This is a genomic window from Streptomyces sp. NBC_00012, from assembly GCF_045040875.1.
Classification (GTDB): domain Bacteria; phylum Actinomycetota; class Actinomycetes; order Streptomycetales; family Streptomycetaceae; genus Streptomyces.
Window position 1 is genome coordinate 3,837,001 of record NZ_CP108309.1, and the last position, 17,067, is coordinate 3,854,067.

The window sequence follows — 17,067 nt, forward strand, 5'->3', positions numbered from 1 at the left end:
CGGCGGTTGCCCGTATGTGGCTACCCGCCCTGCCCGGCACCGCCTCACGCGCGCCCCCGCCCATGCATCCATGCGCCCCGTGTGCCGGATCGATACGCCGTGGCCGCACCCGTCACGCCCGTAACCCCGGGTGTTGGCCGTAGTTGTGCTGTGCGTGGAAGAGCCCATCGCAGTCGAAGAGTCCGTCGGAGTCATGGAAGCCGTGAAGGTCCCCCAGCAGCGGGGCGAGCATCTGCTCGACGCGGCGGTGCGGTACGCGGAGGAGCGGCACTGGGACGTGTGCCCGGGCACCTGGCTGGAGGCGGCGGAGGGGAGCGAGCGGTGCTCCTGCGGCGACACCGGCTGTGCCGCCCCCGGCGCCCACCCCGCCGGCCCCGACTGGGCGGGCCAGGCGACCGGGAGCGGGGCCGCGGCCCGCCGGATGTGGTCCAGGCACCCGAAGGCGTCGATCCTGCTGCCCACCGGCCGCAGCTTCGACGCGATCGACGTACCGGAGTCCGCCGGCTTCCTGGCGCTGGCCCGGATGGAGCGGATGGGTCTGCCGCTGGGTCCCGTCACCTGCGGTCCCGACCGGCGGATGTTCTTCTTCGTGCTGCCGGGCGCGGCGGCCAAGTCGGTCGAGCTGGTACGAAAGTTGGGCTGGCGGGCCGCCGCCATCGATCTGGTCGTCCGCGGCGAGGGCCACCACGTCACGGGTCCGCCGACCCGGGTCGGCGGTCGTGGAGCGGTGCAGTGGGCCCGCCGGCCCACCCCCGCCAACCGCTGGCTGCCGGACGCGGAGGAACTCATCAGCCCGCTCGCCTACGCCTGTGCCAGGGAAGCCGCCGACGCCCGGACCCGCCTCTGACGGAACACCCTTTCGTAGGCTGGTCCCGGAACACGGGGCCATCGAAAGGCAGAGGCATCATGCGTGACCGCGCAGAGACCGACAGAGCGGTACGGGCGGACGAGGCGGGCGGAGCGGACGAGGCGGGCGAAGCCGTTGAGGCGACGCCCGCCGTTCGCGTACAGGGGCTGTGGAAGCGGTTCGGGGAACAGACCGCAGTGGCCGGGATCGATCTGGAGCTGCCCGCGGGCAGGTTCATCGGACTGGTCGGGCCCAACGGCGCCGGCAAGACCACCACGTTGTCGATGGTCACCGGACTGCTCCGCCCCGACCAGGGCAAGGTCGAGGTCGCCGGCCACGACGTGTGGCGCGACCCGGTCGAGGTGAAGTCCAGGATCGGCGTGCTCCCGGAGGGGCTGCGGCTCTTCGAGCGGCTCTCGGGTCGCGAACTCCTCGCGTACACAGGCAGATTGCGCGGGCTGCCGGGCGCCGAGGTCGACAAGCGGGCCACCCAGCTCCTCGACGTACTCGATCTGGCGGGCTCCCAGCACAAGCTGGTCGTCGACTACTCGACCGGCATGCGGAAGAAGATCGGGCTCGCGGCCGCGCTGCTGCACAACCCCGAAGTACTGTTCCTGGACGAGCCGTTCGAGGGCGTCGACCCGGTTTCGGCACAGACCATCCGCGAGGTCCTGGAGCGGTACACCCGCTCGGGGGCGACCGTCGTCTTCTCCAGCCATGTGATGGAGCTCGTCGAGTCGCTCTGCGACTGGGTGGCTGTCATGGCGGCGGGCAGGATCCGGGCCCAGGGCACCCTGGCCCAGGTGCGCGGCGACGCGCCCTCGCTGCAGAACGCCTTCCTCGAACTCGTCGGCGCCGGCTCCCGCGCCACCGACGGCTCCCTCGACTGGCTGGGCGGCAAGCGATGAGCGTGCTCGACGCCCCCGTGGGGACCGCCCCCGGCCGGGCCACGGGCGAGAACCTCGTCCCCGTCCTCGTACGGCTGAAGCTGACCCTGCTGCGCAACGGGCTGCGGCAGTCGGCCGGCCGGCGGGCCGCGTACATCGCTTCCGTCGTCGTCACCCTGCTGTTCGCCGCGGGCCAGCTGATCGGGCTGATCGCGCTGCGCGGGCACGCCCACACGGACTCCCTGGTCGTGCTGCTGGCCGGGGTGCTGGCGATCGGCTGGGCCGTGATGCCGCTGTTCTTCCCCAGCGGTGACGAGACCCTCGACCCGAGCCGGCTGGTGATGCTGCCGCTGCGGCCGCGCCCGCTGATCTCGGCGCTGCTGGCGTCCTCGCTGGTCGGGATCGGCCCGCTGTTCACGCTCTGCCTGGCGGCCGGGTCGGTGTTCGCGGTGGCGCGAGGGGCGGGCGGCGCGGTGTTCGCCGTGGTGGCCGCGCCGCTCACGCTGCTGGTGTGCGTGGCGCTGGCGCGGGCCGTGGCCACGGCCAACACCCGGCTGCTGACGTCCCGCAAGGGCCGCGATCTCGCGGTGCTCAGCGGGCTGGTGATCGCGGTGGGCTTCCAGGTCGTCAACTTCGGCGCGCAGCGGCTCGGCCGGGCGGGCGGACTGTCCGCGCTCGACCCGGCCGCGGACGTGGTGCGCTGGCTGCCGCCCGCCTCGGCGATCGGGGCGGTGGACTCGGCGTCGCGGGGCTCGTACGGGCAGGCGTCCGTACAGCTGCTGCTCTCCGTCGCGGCGCTGGGCGCGCTGCTGTGGCTGTGGCAGCGGAGTCTGGTGAAGCTGATGACGGCCCCGGACGGTTCGACCCTGGCCGCCGCCGGGCCGGGCCGCGAGAAGGCCGGCAAGGGTGGCTCCGGGCTCGCCGCGCTGCTGCCCCAGGGGCGCACCGGGACGGTGATGGAGCGCAGCCTGCGGTACATCGCACGCGATCCGAAGACCAAGGCCGCCTGGACCACGGCGCTGGCGATCGGGCTGATCGTGCCGATCCTCAACGCGCTCCAGGGCACCGGGTCGATCTACTTCGCCTGCTTCGCCGCCTGGATGCTCGGCATCCAGATGTACAACCAGTTCGGGCAGGACACCTCGGCGTTCTGGATGGTGGCGCTGACGATCTCCTCCACCCGGGACGCCTACCTGGAACTGCGGGCGCGGGCGCTGGCGTTGCTGCTGATCACGCTGCCCTACACGATCATGGTGACGGTGGTGACCGCCGCGGTGCTCGGCGACTGGGCCGCGCTGCCGGAGGTCATGGGGCTCTCGTTCGCCCTGCTGGGCGGGATGCTGGCGACGGGCGCGGTGGCGTCGGCGAACTTCCCGTACTCGATCCCGCAGGACGGGGCGTTCAAGAACGTGGCGCCGGGGCAGGCCGGGCTCGCCTGGATCTCGATCTTCGGCGGCATGGTCTCGGCGGGGCTGCTCTGCGCGCCGCTGATCGCGGTGACGATCTGGTTGCACGTCGCGGACCACGAGCAGTGGCTGTGGCTGCTGCTGCCCGTGGGTGCCGTGTACGGGGCGCTGGTCTCCTGGGCGGGGCTGCGGGTGGCCGCGCCACGCACGGCGGACCGGCTCCCGGAGATCCTGGCGGCGGTCAGCAAGGGCTGAGGCCGGCCGCCGCCGCCCGGCCCTCGGGTACGACTGCGTCGGGCCGTGGCGACGGGCCGCCGGGTCGGTCCGTGGCGTCGGTCCATGGCGTCGGTCCGCCGCGACCGCGACGGTCCGACACGTCTCGCCGTCGCGTCGCTCCGTCACGGCGAGACGGGCTCGCACTCCTTCTGGGGGTCTTCGGCGAACTGCTCCAGGAAGGGTTCGACCGCCGCGCGCCAGCCCTCGGGCTGGTCGTAGTGGACGAGATGGCCGGCGTCGGCCACTTCCGCGTACTGTCCGCGCGGCAGCACGCGGACCATCTCCTGGGCCTCCGCACGGCCCAGCTCGCCGTCGAGCCCGCGGAGCACCAGGGTCGGGCAGCGGACCTGCGCCAGCTCCTCCCAGTGCGCGTCGAACACCCAGGTCGCGCGGGACCTGAGCATCTGGCGGCGGGAGAAGACGGGGCGCCAGCCATCGGCCCGCTCCGCCATCACCTCGGCGAAGAACTCGCCGCGGGCCGGGTTGGGCCGCTCCACCCAGGGGTCGTCCTCGCCGAACCACTTCCGTACGTCGGAGAGCGTCGCGAACGGCACCGGCCAGGACTTGAACCAGTCCTCCCACTCGCGCTGCGTGGCCGCGCCGAGCGCGGAGGCCCGCATGTCGCAGATGACCAGGGCCCGCACCAGATCGGGGCGCTTCGCGGCGAGCTGCCAGGCCGTGAGCGCCCCCATCGAATGACCGATGAGGGTGACGGGGGCGAGGCCGAGCTGTTCGATCGCGGCCTCTACGTCGGCAACGTACGCGTCACGGGTGTACGGGCCTTCGGCCGGCTTGTCGCTGCGGCCGTGCCCGCGCTGGTCGAGGCCGACCGCCCGGTGCCGCTCCGCGAGCCAGCGGGCGGTGGAGGCCCAGTGCGCGGCCCGGCCCATCAGGCCGTGGAGCAATAAGACCCCAGGGGCGCGGTCGCCCTCCGCGCGCCCCTTGGGCGGGTCGGCGAACTCCCAGGCCGCGAGGCGTACGCCGTCGGTCCCGGTCACATCGATGCGCCGCACCATATGTCCTGGCACCCCCTTCTGGTCCTCGATCACCGCTCGATCACTGCTCGATCACCACGTGGTCGCGTCACGCCAGACTATCGAACTCATATTCGAAAACCGGGTTCCGCCACCCAACACCGCTCGTTCGAGTGACCACCTCCAAGGATTGACCGCGGTGGCGGAGGGGAGACCTTCTCCGGGAGGCGGGCCACTCGGGGATGAGGGCCCGTGGGGATCGACCTCGAGAGCTCGGGGCTCCAGGTCGAAGCGGGGGAGGACAGGCCCCGGCGCCGCGAGGCGCCGGGGCCTTCTGCTTCCGGGAAGCCGCCGACGGCACCGCGCGCGGGGGAACGGCCGCACCGGCTCCGGGCAGCGGCGGTGCACGATTCACGGGCGGCGGTGTGCGATTCACCGGCACCGGTACGCGATTCGCGGACGGCCCGAACCGCGGCGGCCACCTCACGGTGCGCGTGCCGGACATGCCGGACACGCCAGTACGACGGGTGCATGCGCCTGCTCCCTCCCCGACCGCACGGCCAGTTGGCCGACACTCTCAGGTATGCCTCAGGCACAGCCTGGCACGCGATCCGTCCGGGCGCTGCGATTCCGGACGGAATCCGGCAAGCGGGCGGCCCTTCTTCGACGCTCCGGCGGCGCCCCGGCAGCGACATCAGGCCAAGCAGCGCCCCGACAGCCGGAATCCGGCCGTCGGGCGTCCGCTCAGCCACACCCCGATGACCGGCGCCGCCTCGACGACGCCGTGCCTGCGGTGGCTCTCCGCGGCAAGGCTCTCAGCGCTTGGCCACGAACACGTGCGAGGCGACCTCGGTGCCCAGCTCCGCCGCCTCACCGCTGCTGCCGACCAGCACGCCGCCGGCCGACTGGGTCACGCTGACCACGGAGCCGGGCTGCACACCCGCACGCCGCAGCGTGTACATCAGCTGGGCGTCCGTCTGGATCGGCTCACCGATCCGGCGCACGACCACCGTCTTGCCGTCCGCCCCGGGGTCGAGCTCCGACAGGCTCACCATGCCCTCGTCGAGGAACGGGTCGGCCTCGGCCTTCTCTCCCAGCTCCTCCAGGCCCGGGATGGGATTCCCGTACGGGGACTCCGTCGGGTGGCGCAGCAGCTCCAGCACCCGCCGCTCCACGGCCTCGCTCATCACATGCTCCCAGCGGCATGCCTCGGCGTGGACCTGCTCCCACTCCAGACCGATCACATCGACGAGCAGGCACTCGGCGAGCCGGTGCTTGCGCATCACACGCGTCGCGAGGCGGCGCCCCTCGTCGGTCAGCTCCAGGTGCCGGTCGCCCGCGACCTGCACCAAGCCGTCACGCTCCATGCGCGCCACCGTCTGGCTGACCGTCGGACCGCTCTGGTCCAGCCGTTCCGCGATCCGGGCGCGCATGGGGACCACGCCTTCCTCTTCGAGTTCGAGGATGGTGCGGAGATACATCTCCGTGGTGTCGATCAGTCCGGACATTCGTGCCCCTCGATGCTGTGACATGAAAACGTCGTAGCGCTGCGCGCTGGCCCTGACCCAATTCTGACGCATACCGCCGACAACCGTGCCGCACCGGCCGAACACCGTGCAGCGGAGCCGCGTGGGCGCTATTGACATGTCACTGGTCCAGACCGCAACGTGATCCGCGGCACGGACACCCGTGAACACTTCCTCCCGCCGGAAAGGGCCTCCTCGATGAGCGACAGCAAGCTGGCCGGTCAGTTCTTCGACGCAGCGATCGGCCTGCTGGAGCGGGTACGCGACGAGGAGTCCGGCAACATCGCGGCCGCCGGTGCGGCGATCGCCGACACCGTCGCGGCGGGCGGCAGGCTCTTCGCCTTCGGCGCCGGGCACTCCTCCCTCGCCGCGCAGGACGTCGTCTACCGGGCGGGCGGCCTCGCCCTGATGAACCTGCTGGCCGTGCCCGGGAGCGTCGGCGTCGACGTCATGCCGGCGCCCCTCGGCTCGGCACTGGAGCGGGTCAACGGGCTGGCCGGCGCGGTGCTCGACTCCAGCCCCGCAAAGGCGGGCGACGTCCTCGTGATCATCTCGCTCTCCGGGCGCAACGCGCTTCCGGTGGAGATGGCGATGAATGCGCGGGCGCTCGGCCTCAAGGTCATCGGCGTCACTTCGGTGGCGTACGCGCACGGCACCCGGTCCCGGCACGGCTCGGGCGGCTTCCTGCGGGACCACTGCGACATCGTGCTCGACAACAAGATCTCCATCGGCGACGCGGAGCTGACCGCCGAGGGGGTCGAGGCGCCGTTCGCACCCGCGTCGACGGTCGTCACCAGTGCGGTGATGCAGGCGATGATGGCCGCCGCGGTGGAACAACTCGTGGCGCGGGGGGTCGAACCGCCGATGCTGCGGTCGGGAAACGTCGACGGCGGTCACGAGTGGAACGGGCGCGTCATGACGGAGTACCGGGACCGGATCTTCTACCGCCACTGATCGCGCCGGGCCGCCGGCCGCCCCGCTACGGGCACGTCGGCAGCACGGCCCGGACTGTCAGTCCGCCGCCCGGGTTCGCCGTCGCACTCACCTCGCCGCCGTGCGCCCTCGCGATCGACGCCACGATGGAGAGCCCCAGGCCGGCCCCCTCACCGGGAGCGTGGCGGCGGGCCTGCGCCCGGCGGAACGGCTCGAACAGCAGGGGCACGGTCGCCGGTTCCACCACCGGCCCGGTGTTGGCGACCTCCAGACCGCCCGGCCCCACCCGGACCCGTACCGTCCCGCCGGGGTGGTTGTGGCGCAGCGCGTTGGCGACCAGGTTGTGCACGAGGTGGTCCAGCAGGACCGGGTCGCCCTCGACCGACAGCGGCCGGGCCTCCGCCTCGACGGTGATGGACCGTTCCTTCGCCTCCGCCTCCAGCGCCTCGGTCACCGTGGCCGCGGTCGCGTCCAGCTCGACCCGTTCTCGCCGCCGCAGGCCCTCGTCGGAGACCGCGAGGAGCAGCAGCCCCTCGATGAGCTGCTCGCTGTCGGCGGCGGTGTCGATGAGCTTGTCCCGGATCCAGGCGACCTTCTCGGGCGACGGGTCGTCGGCGAGGCCGATCTCGGCTGCGGCCCGCTGCACGGCGAGCGGGGTGCGCAGCTCGTGGGCGGCGTTGGCGGCGAACCGCTGCCGGGCGGCGACCAGCTCCTCGATCCGGTCGAGCATCCCGTCGAAGGTGTCGGCCAGTTCCTTGAGCTCGCCGGGCGGGGCCTTCAGCGCGAGGCGTTCGTGCAGGTTGCTGCCGGAGAGCCGGCGAGCGCGAGCGGTGATGACGCCGACCGGCCGCAGCACCCGCCCCGCCATCCACCAGGCGAGCGCGACGGAGAGCGCCGAGTAGACGGCGAGGGAGACCCCGGAGACCGTCAGCAGCTGGCTGAGCGCGGCGTCCCCGGCGGCGGTGCTGACCCGCTGCGCCACCGCGTACTGCCCGGGTTGCATGACCACGGTCTGCGCCCAGTCCGACGACGACAGCGCAGGCGCGGTGGCCATGCCCGACCGGACGGCGGGGGCGGTGGCCCCGGCGGGGACCGCCGGGGCCACCGCGGTCAGCACACTGGCGTAGAGGCCCTCGCTGACCAGCAGGTAGACCAGCCCCACAAGCAGGGCGCCGGCCAGCACCAGCAGTCCGCCGTACAGCGCGGTGAGCCGGGCGCGCTCGCTGCTCACCGGCTCTCCCCCGGCCGGTTCGCGGAGCCGTCGTCCGGCTGGTCCACCGGCCCGTCGACCGGTCCGGTCGCGTCGCCGCCCACCGGTCCGCTCGCGGGGCCGCGGTCCCCCGGCCGGTCCGCGAGGCCGTCCCCGATGCGGTAGCCGGCCCCCGGGACCGTCTCGACCACCGGGGGCGCGCCCAGTTTGGCGCGGAGCTTGGACAGCGTGACCCGGACCGCGTTGGTGCGGTAGCTGGTGTCCACCTCCCACACCTCCTCGATCAGGTCGTCGCCGCTGACGACCGCGCCCTCGGCCCGCAGCAGGGTCTCCAGCACGGCGAACTCCTTGCGGGAGAGCGAGAGGTAGCGGCCGTCGCGGCAGACCTGGCGGCGGGCGGTGTCGAGCGTCAGCCCGGCCCGTTCCAGGACCGGCGGGAGAGCGGGGCGGGCGCGGCGGCCGAGCGCCAGGACCCGGGCGAGGAGTTCGTCGTACGCGAACGGCTTGGTCAGGTAGTCGTCGGCGCCGAGCCCGAGGCCGGCCACCCGGTCCCGTACCGTGCCGGACGCGGTGAGCATCAGGATCCGGGTCAGCAGGCGCATGCCGACGACCCGCCGGCACACCTCGTCGCCGTGCAGCCCCGGCAGATCGCGGTCGAGGATCATCACGTCGTACGCGCCGAACCGAAGCCGGTCCAGCGCCGCCAGGCCGTCGGGGGCGATGTCCACCGCGACGGCGTCGCGGCGCAGCCCCTCGGCAATCATTCCGGCCAGGAATTCCTCGTCCTCCACCACCAGCACACGCATGGGTTCTGTTTAGCCGAAAGCGATGTTTCGTCGGTGTAAGCATCCGGGCTGAGAGAAACGAAACCGCCTCCTCGCACACGCTCGGGCCGTACGCACCCGGCCTGTCAGCAACGGACGAGGAGCCCTCATGAACCCGACCATTTCCCGCCGGACCACCTCCCGCACACAAAGTCGCGGCGTCGCCGCCGCCTGCCTGATCGCCGCCGCCGTCGTCCTGTCGGCCACCGCCTGCTCGGGCGACGGCGGCGGAAGCGGAACCAAGAGCGGCGGATCTGCTTCGGACACCAAGAAGACGGACGAGGACCAGGCCCTGGAGCACCGCAAGTGCCTGCGGAAGCAGGGTCTGGACGTCGCGGAGCCGAAGCCGGGTGAGAACGGCCGCGGAATAACCATCAGCGGCGGCAGCAAGAGCAAGGAGGAGATGGAGAAGGCGTTCAAGGCCTGCCAGGACAAGGCGGTCGGCGGCGGGCGCAAGGAGCTCACCCAGGCCGAGAAGGACAAGGCGGTCGCCTTCGCCCGGTGCATGCGCAAGAACGGCTTCGACATGCCCGACCCGAAGTTCGACGGCGGGGCAATGCAGGCGGCGCCCGCGATGAAGCCGAAGGACATGAAGAAGTTCGAGAAGGCCAACGCGGCGTGCGAAAGCGTCGGGCGGTGAGGCGCGGACGGGCCATGGCGGCCGCTGCGGCGGTGCTCGCCGTGGCGGCCGGGTCACTGGCTCTCACCCGGTTCGGCTCCGCCGGGGAGACGGGCGGCCCGGAGAACACCGGGCTGCCCCCGGCCACCGCCGCGATCGAGCGCGGCGACCTGCGCGACAGCGCCCAGGCGGACGGGACGCTCGGATACGACAAGCAGCGCAAGGTCAACGCGGGCGCGGCAGGCACCATGACCTGGACCCCGCGCACCGGCTCGACCGTCAAGCGGAACGAGCGGCTGTACGAGGTCGACGGCCGGGCGGTGTGGCTGATGTACGGCTCGGGGCCGATGTACCGGACGTTGAAGCCCGGCGACCGGGGCCGGGACGTGGAGCAGCTGGAGCGCAACCTCGCGGAGCTCGGCTACACCGGCTTCACCCCGGACGACGAGTACACCGAGCTGACCGCGGCCGCCGTCAAGCGCTGGCAGAAGTCCCACGACAGCAAGCGGACCGGAACGGTGGGGCCGCAGGACATCGCCTTCTCCCCGGCGGAGGTCCGGATCAGGAGCGTCGAGGCGGCCGTCGGCGAACTGGCCCAGCCCGGCGCTCCGGTCCTCACCACGACCGGCTCCGAGCGCATCGTGACATTCGAGCTCGACGTCGCCGAGAGCGAGCTCGCCAAGGCGGGCACCGAGGTCACCGTCGATCTGCCGGACGGCAGCAGCGCGGCCGGGTCGGTCTCCTCGGTCGGCCGGACGGCGAAGCCCGGCAAGGACCCGCAGGACAACAGCCCCAAGGTCACCCTGACCGTCTCCTTCGACAAGCCGGACAAGGTCGGCGGCTTCGACCAGGCGCCGGTCACGGTGAACCTGGCCGGCGAGCTGCGCAAGGACGTCCTCAGCGTCCCGGTGAACGCGCTGCTCGCGCTGCCCGGCGGCGGCTTCGGCCTCCAGGTCGTCCGGGGCGGCACGGTCCGCGACGTGAAGGTCGAGCTCGGCATGTTCGCCGAGGGCCGGGTCGAGGTGTCCGGCGGCGGGCTGCGCGAAGGCATGAAGGTCGGGGTGCCGAAGATATGAGCACGGTCGTCGGCCTCAGGGGCGTCACCAAGGAGTACCCGGGCCCGGTCGCCGCCCTGCGCGGGGTGGACCTCACCGTCGAGGAGGGCGAACTCCTCGGCATCGTCGGCCCGTCCGGCTCCGGCAAGTCCACGCTGCTGCACATCATCGGCACCCTGGACCGCCCCACTGCCGGATCCGTCCACATCGCCGGGCACGACGTGGCGGCGCTCTCCGACCGCAGGCTCTCCGCACTGCGTGCCCAGCACGTCGGCTTCGTCTTCCAGGCGTTCCACCTGGTGCCGGGCGTCAGCGCCCGCGACAACGTCGCGGAGGGCCTGCTGTACTCGGGCCTGTCCCGAGCCGTACGCCGCCGCAGGGCCGCCGACGCGCTGGAGCGGGTCGGGCTCGCCGACCGTCTCGACCACAAGCCGCACCAGCTCTCCGGCGGACAGAAACAGCGGGTCGCCATCGCGCGGGCCGTCGTGGGGGAACCCGCGCTGCTGCTGGCCGACGAACCGACCGGGGCGCTCGACTCGGCGTCCGGGGAAGCGGTGATGGAGCTGCTGCGCGACCTCAACCGGGAGGGCGCCACCATCGCGGTCATCACGCACGACACCGAGATCGCCCGGGACCTGCCGCGCGAGGTGCGCATCCGAGACGGCCAGGTGGTCGCGGACGTACGCAATCCGTCGCCGGACGCACGCGGTCCGTCCGCGGACGCACCCGATCCGTCCACGGGAATGCGCGGTCCATCCACGGATGTGCGCGATGGATCCGGGAACGACCTCTCCCCCGCCGCGACGGGGGCGGACCAGTGAGGGCGCGGCGCGCGGACCGCGAGGCCGACGGCCGGGGCCGGGGGCGGCTGAGAGCGGCCCGGCTCCGCCCCCGGGACGTGCTGCACGTCGGCTCGGCGGGGCTGCGCAGCCGGCCGATGCGGGTCGTGCTCTCCGCCCTGGGCATCGCCATCGGCATCGCGACGATGATCTCGGTGGTGGGCATCTCCGCCTCCAGCCAGGCCCAACTGCTCCGGGAGCTCGACAAGCTGGGCACCAACCTGCTCGTGGCCTCCCCCGGCGATTCGATGTTCGCCGGGCAGGACGTCGAGCTGCCCGAGGACGCGGTCGGGATGGTGGGCCGCATCAAGGGCGTCCAGGAGGTGGGCGCGACCGCCGACCTCGACGCGACAGCACGCCGCAACGAGAAGATCGACAAGGACGATACGGGCGGGATCACCGTCAAGGCGACCACGGGCGACCTGCTGCGAGTGCTGCGCGGCGAGGTCCGCAGCGGCAGCTGGCTCAACAGCGCGACCGGACGCTACCCCTCCGTCGTGCTCGGCCATGTCTCCGCGGAGCGTCTCGGCATCACCGCTCCGGGCCGGCAGGTGTGGCTGGGCGACCGGTACTTCACCGTGGTCGGCATCCTCGCCCCGCTGCCGCTCGCGCCGGAGATCGAACGCTCCGCCCTGGTCGGCTGGGAGGGTGCGAAGCGCCTGCTGGGCTTCGAGGGCCACCCGACATCGGTGTACGAGCGCTCGGCCGACGCGGCGGTGCAGGACGTACGCAAGGTGATGGCGGCGACGGTCGACCCGCAGAACCCGCAGAACGTGAAGGTCACCGACCCGTCGTCGGCGCTCCGGGCGAAGGCGGCGACCGAGGGGGCGTTCAGCAGCCTGCTGCTGGGCCTGGGCGGCATCGCGCTGCTCGTCGGCGGCGTCGGGGTCGCCAACACCATGATCATCTCGGTGCTGGAGCGGCGGTACGAGATCGGGCTGCGCCGCTCGCTCGGCGCGACCCGGGGCCAGATCCGCATCCAGTTCGTCACGGAGTCGCTGATGCTCTCCGGCCTGGGCGGCCTGGCGGGCGTGGCGCTCGGTGCGGCGGCGACCGGGGTGTACGCGTACGCCGGCGGGCTGCCCTGGGTGGTGCCGCCGTGGGCGGTCGGCGGTGGCTTCGGCGCGACGCTGGTGATCGGCACGATCGCGGGCCTCTACCCGGCGGTGCGGGCATCCCGCCTCTCACCGACGCTGGCGCTGCACGCGGCGTGAGGCCGGGCCCCGGCGGGGGTCGGTGCCAGGGCTCCGACGGGGGTCGGTGCCGGGCTCCGGCCGGGGTGGGTGCCGGGTCGGTGCCAGGGCTCCGGCCGGGGGCAGTGCCGGGCTCCGCGACGGGGCCCGGCACACCCCTGGCCGGACCGCGTCGCCTACGGCCCCTTCGTCACCTGCGCCAGGTCGACCGCCGCCGCGACCCGGGCCGCCACCGTCTCCGCGTACGCCGCGTCCGGGCGCTCGAAGGCGGTGCGGTGGGCCGAGCGCAGGAAGGTCACCACGCCCAGCGTGCGCCCCCTGCTCCGCAGCACGGAACACAGCGCGTGCGCGGAATCGCCCGGCCACTGCCGCTCGGCCGCCCACACCCCGGCCCCGGGCCCGGCCCCCGCGCTGGCCCGTACCGAACCCGTACGGTCCACCGCCTGAAGCGCCGGGTGCCCCGCCGCGTACCGCAACGGAATGGAACCGCCGGCCACCGGCAGACACGGCCCCGGCTCACCGGACGGGGTCGCCGCCACCCGCACCAGCCGCTCCCCCGCCGCCAGATCGACCAGCGCATGGTCCGCAAAGCCCGCGAGCGCGTAGTCCAGACAGGACGTCGCCGCCTCCATCGGGTCCTCGCACTCGGACGCCGACCGCGAGGCCCGGTGCAGCTGGTTCGACCGGAACCGCACCCGGTCCGCCTCCTGCGCCGCCAGCTTCTCCGCCGTCACGTCCTGGAACAGCCAGCCCACCCCCAGCGGAACCGGCTCCTCGGCGAGCGGCGAGGCCAGCTGCAGAAAACCGCTGCGCCAGCACCGCCGCCGTTCCCCCTGCGCCGTCCGCAGCGTCACCCACAGCTCGGCGGGCGCCGGTGGTGCGCCCTCGGCGAGCACATGCTGCAACGCGCCCTCCAGATCCTCGACGCCCTGCCCGATCAGCTCACCCAGCGGTCGCCCCAGCAACGTCGTACGGCCACCGCCCAGCGCCCGTGCCGCGTGCGCGTTGACGACCGTCGGCCGCAGATCCGCGTCGACCAGCACCACGCCCCAGGACGCGTCCTCGAACAGCGCCTCGCTCAGTGCGATCGACCGCTCCAGATCGATCTGCGCATGCACCTCGCTGAACGCGCAGTACACCCCGGCCGGTCTGCCGTCCGCGTCCCGGACCCCGGCCGACTGGGTCCGTACGAGCACCCGCCCGCCGTCCTTGCGCAGCAGCGCGAACTCATGCACCTGACGCCCCGGCGCACCCATGGCCGCCATCAGCCGCCCCTGCACCGCCAACGCATCCGCCCGCCGCACCGCCCACCCGGCGAACCCGGACCGGCCCACGGCCTCCCCGGCAGACCAGCCGAGAATCCGCTCGGCCTCACGGTTCCAGTGGGTGATCGTGCCGTCCGCGTCGAACGCGCAGAGCGCGGCGTCCATCCCGTCGAGCAACGCGGCGAGCAGTACGGCACCGGGTTCGCCCTTCGGCCCCTCGTCGGGCCCGAGCGCCTCGGTCGTTCCACTGCTTGTGGACGCACTCACCCCGTACCCCCCGCAGGACGCATCCGGCATTTCCGCACGTCAGACCATTGAACTCCAAGGTGACCCAGCCCACACCGACTTCCCGGAAATCGACCGGCGTATTAATTCGCTTGTGCGGTGCCAGAGGCGTTCCTAGGCTGCTGCTACACGCGAAAGGAGGTGTTCCAGAAGTGATTTCTTCTCGGACTCGTGAGGTGGCTGCGGGCTGACGCCCGTTGTCGCGCTCTTTGCAGTGCAGGCCGGTCGTCGGCCAATCCCAAGCAGTCACCGACCCGCAGGCTCGCCGGTAAGTCCGGCCGGCTCCTCCGCAAGGAGGGACCAGAGCCTGCGGGTCTCTGCACGTCCGGAAGGCCCTAGGGGCAGAGGCGCTCCACGCGCCAGTCCTCGCTGCCTTCCTCGCGCACATACTTCAGCCGGTCGTGCAGCCGGTTCTCGTGGCCCTGCCAGAACTCGATCGTGTCGGGGACGACGCGGTAGCCGCCCCAGTGCGGGGGCGCGGGAACGTGTTCGCCCTCGGGGTAGCGGGCCGCCAGTTCCTCGTAGCGGGCGAGCAGCTCGTCGCGGGAGCCGATCACCGTCGACTGGGGGCTCGACCAGGCACCGAGCTGGGAGCCGTGCGGGCGGGTACGGAAGTAGGCGACCGTCTCGTCGCGGCCGATCCGGTCCGCCCTGCCGGTGACGATGACCTGGCGGGCCATCGGGTGCCAGGGGAAGAGCAGCGAGACGTACGGGTTGGCGGTCAGTTCGCGGCCCTTGCGGGATTCGTAGTTGGTGAAGAAGACGAAGCCGCGCGCGTCGTACTTCTTCAGCAGCACGGTGCGCGAGGACGGCCGGCCCTCGGGGGTGGCGGTGGAGACCACCATGGCGTTGGGCTCGTGGAGCAGCCCGCCGACGGCGACCTGCCGGAACCAGTGGGCGAACTGCTGCATCGGGTCGGCGGCCAGCGTGTCCTCGGTGAAGCCCTCGGAGCGGTACTGCTCGCGCATCGCGGCCGGATCGGTGGTGGAATCGGAGGGGGAATCTGCGTTGGGCACGGAGTCATCCTGCCGCAGCGGCTTGCCGGGCCCGGCAAGGAGGGTGGCCCAGGGCGGGGCGGATTCGGGGTGCTGTGCCGGATGTCACGCTTCCCCGCGTCCCGGGTGACCCGCCAGTATCTGAGGCAGGCCACTGTTGGCCTCCGCAGAGCCGTCGAACGAGGGAGCCGCCATGTCCGACTTCGTACCGGGACTAGAGGGAGTCGTCGCGTTCGAGACGGAGATCGCCGAACCGGACAAGGAAGGCGGTGCGCTCCGTTACCGGGGTGTCGACATCGAGGATCTCGTCGGCCATGTGTCGTTCGGCAACGTCTGGGGTCTGCTGGTCGACGGGGCGTTCAACCCCGGACTGCCGCCGGCCGAGCCGTTCCCGATCCCGGTGCACTCCGGGGACATCCGGGTCGATGTGCAGTCCGCGCTGGCGATGCTCGCGCCGGTGTGGGGTCTGAAGCCGCTGCTCGACATCGACGAGGAGACGGCGCGCAACGATCTGGCGCGGGCCGCCGTGATGGCGCTGTCGTACGTCGCCCAGTCGGCGCGCGGGCAGGGGCTGCCGATGGTCCCGCAGAGCGAGATCGACAAGGCGCAGTCGGTGGTCGAGCGGTTCATGATCCGCTGGCGCGGCGAGCCGGACCCCAAGCATGTGAAGGCCGTCGACGCGTACTGGACGTCGGCCGCCGAGCACGGCATGAACGCCTCGACGTTCACCGCCCGCGTCATCGCGTCGACCGGCGCCGATGTGGCGGCGGCGCTGTCGGGCGCGGTGGGCGCCATGTCCGGGCCGCTGCACGGTGGTGCGCCGTCCCGGGTGCTCGGCATGATCGAGGAGATCGAGCGGACCGGCGATGCCACCGCGTACGTGAAGAAGGCCCTGGACAAGGGCGAGCGGCTGATGGGCTTCGGGCACCGGGTCTACCGGGCGGAGGACCCACGGGCGCGGGTACTGCGGCGCACCGCCGAGGAGTTGGGCGCGCCGCGCTTCGAGGTGGCGCAGGCGCTGGAGAAGGCCGCGCTGGAGGAGCTGCACGCGCGGCGCCCGGACCGGGTGCTGGCGACGAACGTGGAGTTCTGGGCGGCGATCATGCTGGACTTCGCGGAGGTCCCGGCGCACATGTTCACGTCGATGTTCACCTGCGCCCGTACGGCGGGCTGGTCGGCGCACATCCTGGAGCAGAAGCGGACGGGCCGGCTGGTGCGTCCTTCGGCGCGTTACGTGGGTCCGGGATCGCGTGACCCGCGGGAGATCGAGGGCTACGACCAGCTCGCGGATCTGGGGAACTGAGCGCCGGTTCCGGGCGGACGGCTTTACGGACGGCTTTCTAGAGCTTGCCGCGGAGGGTGACGGTGCGGTGTCCGCCGAGGCGGCGCCGCACCTCCTGCTCGAAGTCATGGGTGAGCTCCGCCCAGTTCCAGAAGGTGAGGCCGAGCTGCCCGCAGGCGAAGCAGTCGTCCTCCCAGCTCCATCGGTCGATGCCGGAGGGCCGGTGGCAGGAGGGGCATTCCACGGTTCCTTCGCCGCCCTTCTCCCAGTCCGCGAACCGGCCCGCGAAGGGTTCCCAGGCGTCGTCGACCGGGGACCAGGTGTCGTCGACCAGGCGGATACCGGTGGCGCAGAGCGGGCGGGTGGCGGCTTGGGGCTCGCCCTGGCCGCTGTCGAAGACGGTCCTTCCGGTCGTGATGTAGAGGCCGTTGCTCCAGAGGTCGACCGGTTCCGGGTCGTGGACGGCCCTGGCGTAGTACGGTCCGGGCGGGTTGCCGTGGCCGTCCCCGTCGAGGACGCAGTCGGTGCGCTCGGCCGCGACGATCCCGTCGGCGATCAGCCAATCCAGGATCCCTGCGCCGAGCCGTTCGGCGTCCCGCTCGGTGGCGTCGAGGTCGACGATCGTCTGGAAGTGGTCGCCCACAGGTCCCC

The 17,067-nt window shown here is 72.6% G+C and carries 16 protein-coding genes; 9 read left to right on the forward strand and 7 right to left on the reverse strand.

Annotation, left to right across the window (positions count from 1 at the left end; genetic code table 11):
* Positions 1–193: 193 nt before the first annotated feature.
* From OHA19_RS17505 to OHA19_RS17515, 3 genes are read left to right on the forward strand one after another with little or no spacing between them, the layout of a single operon-like run.
* Positions 194–847, forward strand: coding sequence for a bifunctional DNA primase/polymerase (locus OHA19_RS17505; protein ID WP_405715527.1), 654 nt, complete (start codon positions 194–196; stop codon positions 845–847).
* Positions 848–906: 59 nt separating this feature from the next.
* Positions 907–1,755: an ABC transporter ATP-binding protein gene (locus OHA19_RS17510; RefSeq protein WP_405715525.1), complete on the forward strand. Its 849-nt coding sequence runs from the start codon at positions 907–909 to the stop codon at positions 1,753–1,755.
* Positions 1,752–3,395: a transporter gene (locus tag OHA19_RS17515; RefSeq protein WP_405715523.1), complete on the forward strand. Its 1,644-nt coding sequence runs from the start codon at positions 1,752–1,754 to the stop codon at positions 3,393–3,395. The genes OHA19_RS17510 and OHA19_RS17515 overlap by 4 nt, the downstream gene beginning before the upstream one ends.
* Positions 3,396–3,538: 143 nt before the next feature.
* On the opposite strand, the gene OHA19_RS17520 is transcribed toward OHA19_RS17515, so the two are convergent.
* Positions 3,539–4,432: an alpha/beta fold hydrolase gene (locus tag OHA19_RS17520; protein WP_405721746.1), complete on the reverse strand. Its 894-nt coding sequence runs from the start codon at positions 4,430–4,432 to the stop codon at positions 3,539–3,541.
* 773 nt (positions 4,433–5,205) lie between these two features.
* Entirely contained in the window at positions 5,206–5,898 is a 693-nt protein-coding gene (locus OHA19_RS17525) for a metal-dependent transcriptional regulator (protein WP_405715521.1), read from the reverse strand.
* Positions 5,899–6,114: 216 nt separating this feature from the next.
* On the opposite strand from OHA19_RS17525, the gene OHA19_RS17530 reads away from it, so the two are divergent.
* Positions 6,115–6,870, forward strand: coding sequence for an SIS domain-containing protein (locus OHA19_RS17530; RefSeq protein ID WP_405715519.1), 756 nt, complete (start codon positions 6,115–6,117; stop codon positions 6,868–6,870).
* Positions 6,871–6,895: 25 nt separating this feature from the next.
* Here the strand turns inward: OHA19_RS17530 and OHA19_RS17535 are convergent, their stop codons facing one another.
* Complete coding sequence (locus OHA19_RS17535; protein WP_405715517.1) at positions 6,896–8,080, reverse strand: sensor histidine kinase; 1,185 nt, start codon at positions 8,078–8,080, stop codon at positions 6,896–6,898.
* Entirely contained in the window at positions 8,077–8,865 is a 789-nt protein-coding gene (locus tag OHA19_RS17540) for a response regulator transcription factor (protein ID WP_405715515.1), read from the reverse strand. The genes OHA19_RS17535 and OHA19_RS17540 overlap by 4 nt, the downstream gene beginning before the upstream one ends.
* Before the next feature lie 127 nt (positions 8,866–8,992).
* On the opposite strand from OHA19_RS17540, the gene OHA19_RS17545 reads away from it, so the two are divergent.
* Genes OHA19_RS17545 through OHA19_RS17560 form a run of 4 tightly spaced genes read left to right on the forward strand, consistent with a single transcriptional unit; the run spans position 8,993 to position 12,610 of the window.
* A complete protein-coding gene (locus OHA19_RS17545) occupies positions 8,993–9,523 on the forward strand; it encodes a hypothetical protein (protein ID WP_405715513.1) in 531 nt (176 codons plus the stop codon).
* Between the two features lie 14 nt (positions 9,524–9,537).
* On the forward strand, positions 9,538–10,578 hold the full coding sequence (locus OHA19_RS17550; RefSeq protein ID WP_405750695.1) for a peptidoglycan-binding protein: 1,041 nt from the start codon (positions 9,538–9,540) through the stop codon (positions 10,576–10,578).
* On the forward strand, positions 10,575–11,378 hold the full coding sequence (locus tag OHA19_RS17555; RefSeq protein WP_405715510.1) for an ABC transporter ATP-binding protein: 804 nt from the start codon (positions 10,575–10,577) through the stop codon (positions 11,376–11,378). The genes OHA19_RS17550 and OHA19_RS17555 overlap by 4 nt, the downstream gene beginning before the upstream one ends.
* Entirely contained in the window at positions 11,375–12,610 is a 1,236-nt protein-coding gene (locus tag OHA19_RS17560) for an ABC transporter permease (protein ID WP_405715508.1), read from the forward strand. Before OHA19_RS17555 ends, OHA19_RS17560 begins: the two co-directional genes overlap by 4 nt.
* 155 nt (positions 12,611–12,765) lie before the next feature.
* On the opposite strand, the gene OHA19_RS17565 is transcribed toward OHA19_RS17560, so the two are convergent.
* Entirely contained in the window at positions 12,766–14,121 is a 1,356-nt protein-coding gene (locus OHA19_RS17565; protein WP_405715506.1) for a PAS domain-containing protein, read from the reverse strand.
* Positions 14,122–14,474: 353 nt separating this feature from the next.
* Positions 14,475–15,107 (reverse strand): pyridoxamine 5'-phosphate oxidase, encoded by a 633-nt coding sequence (gene pdxH, locus OHA19_RS17570; protein ID WP_405721743.1) that lies wholly within the window; start codon positions 15,105–15,107, stop codon positions 14,475–14,477.
* A 220-nt stretch (positions 15,108–15,327) separates the two neighbouring features.
* Here pdxH and OHA19_RS17575 point away from each other — a divergent pair, with 220 nt between their 5' ends.
* The gene (locus OHA19_RS17575; RefSeq protein WP_405715504.1) at positions 15,328–16,437 is read left to right on the forward strand and encodes a citrate synthase 2; all 1,110 of its coding nucleotides are present in this window, start codon (positions 15,328–15,330) and stop codon (positions 16,435–16,437) included.
* A 37-nt stretch (positions 16,438–16,474) separates the two neighbouring features.
* Here the strand turns inward: OHA19_RS17575 and OHA19_RS17580 are convergent, their stop codons facing one another.
* Positions 16,475–17,059 carry a hypothetical protein gene (locus OHA19_RS17580; protein WP_405750698.1) on the reverse strand — a complete coding sequence of 195 codons (585 nt, stop codon included), beginning with the start codon at positions 17,057–17,059 and terminating at the stop codon, positions 16,475–16,477.
* Between the last annotated feature and the right edge of the window lie 8 nt (positions 17,060–17,067).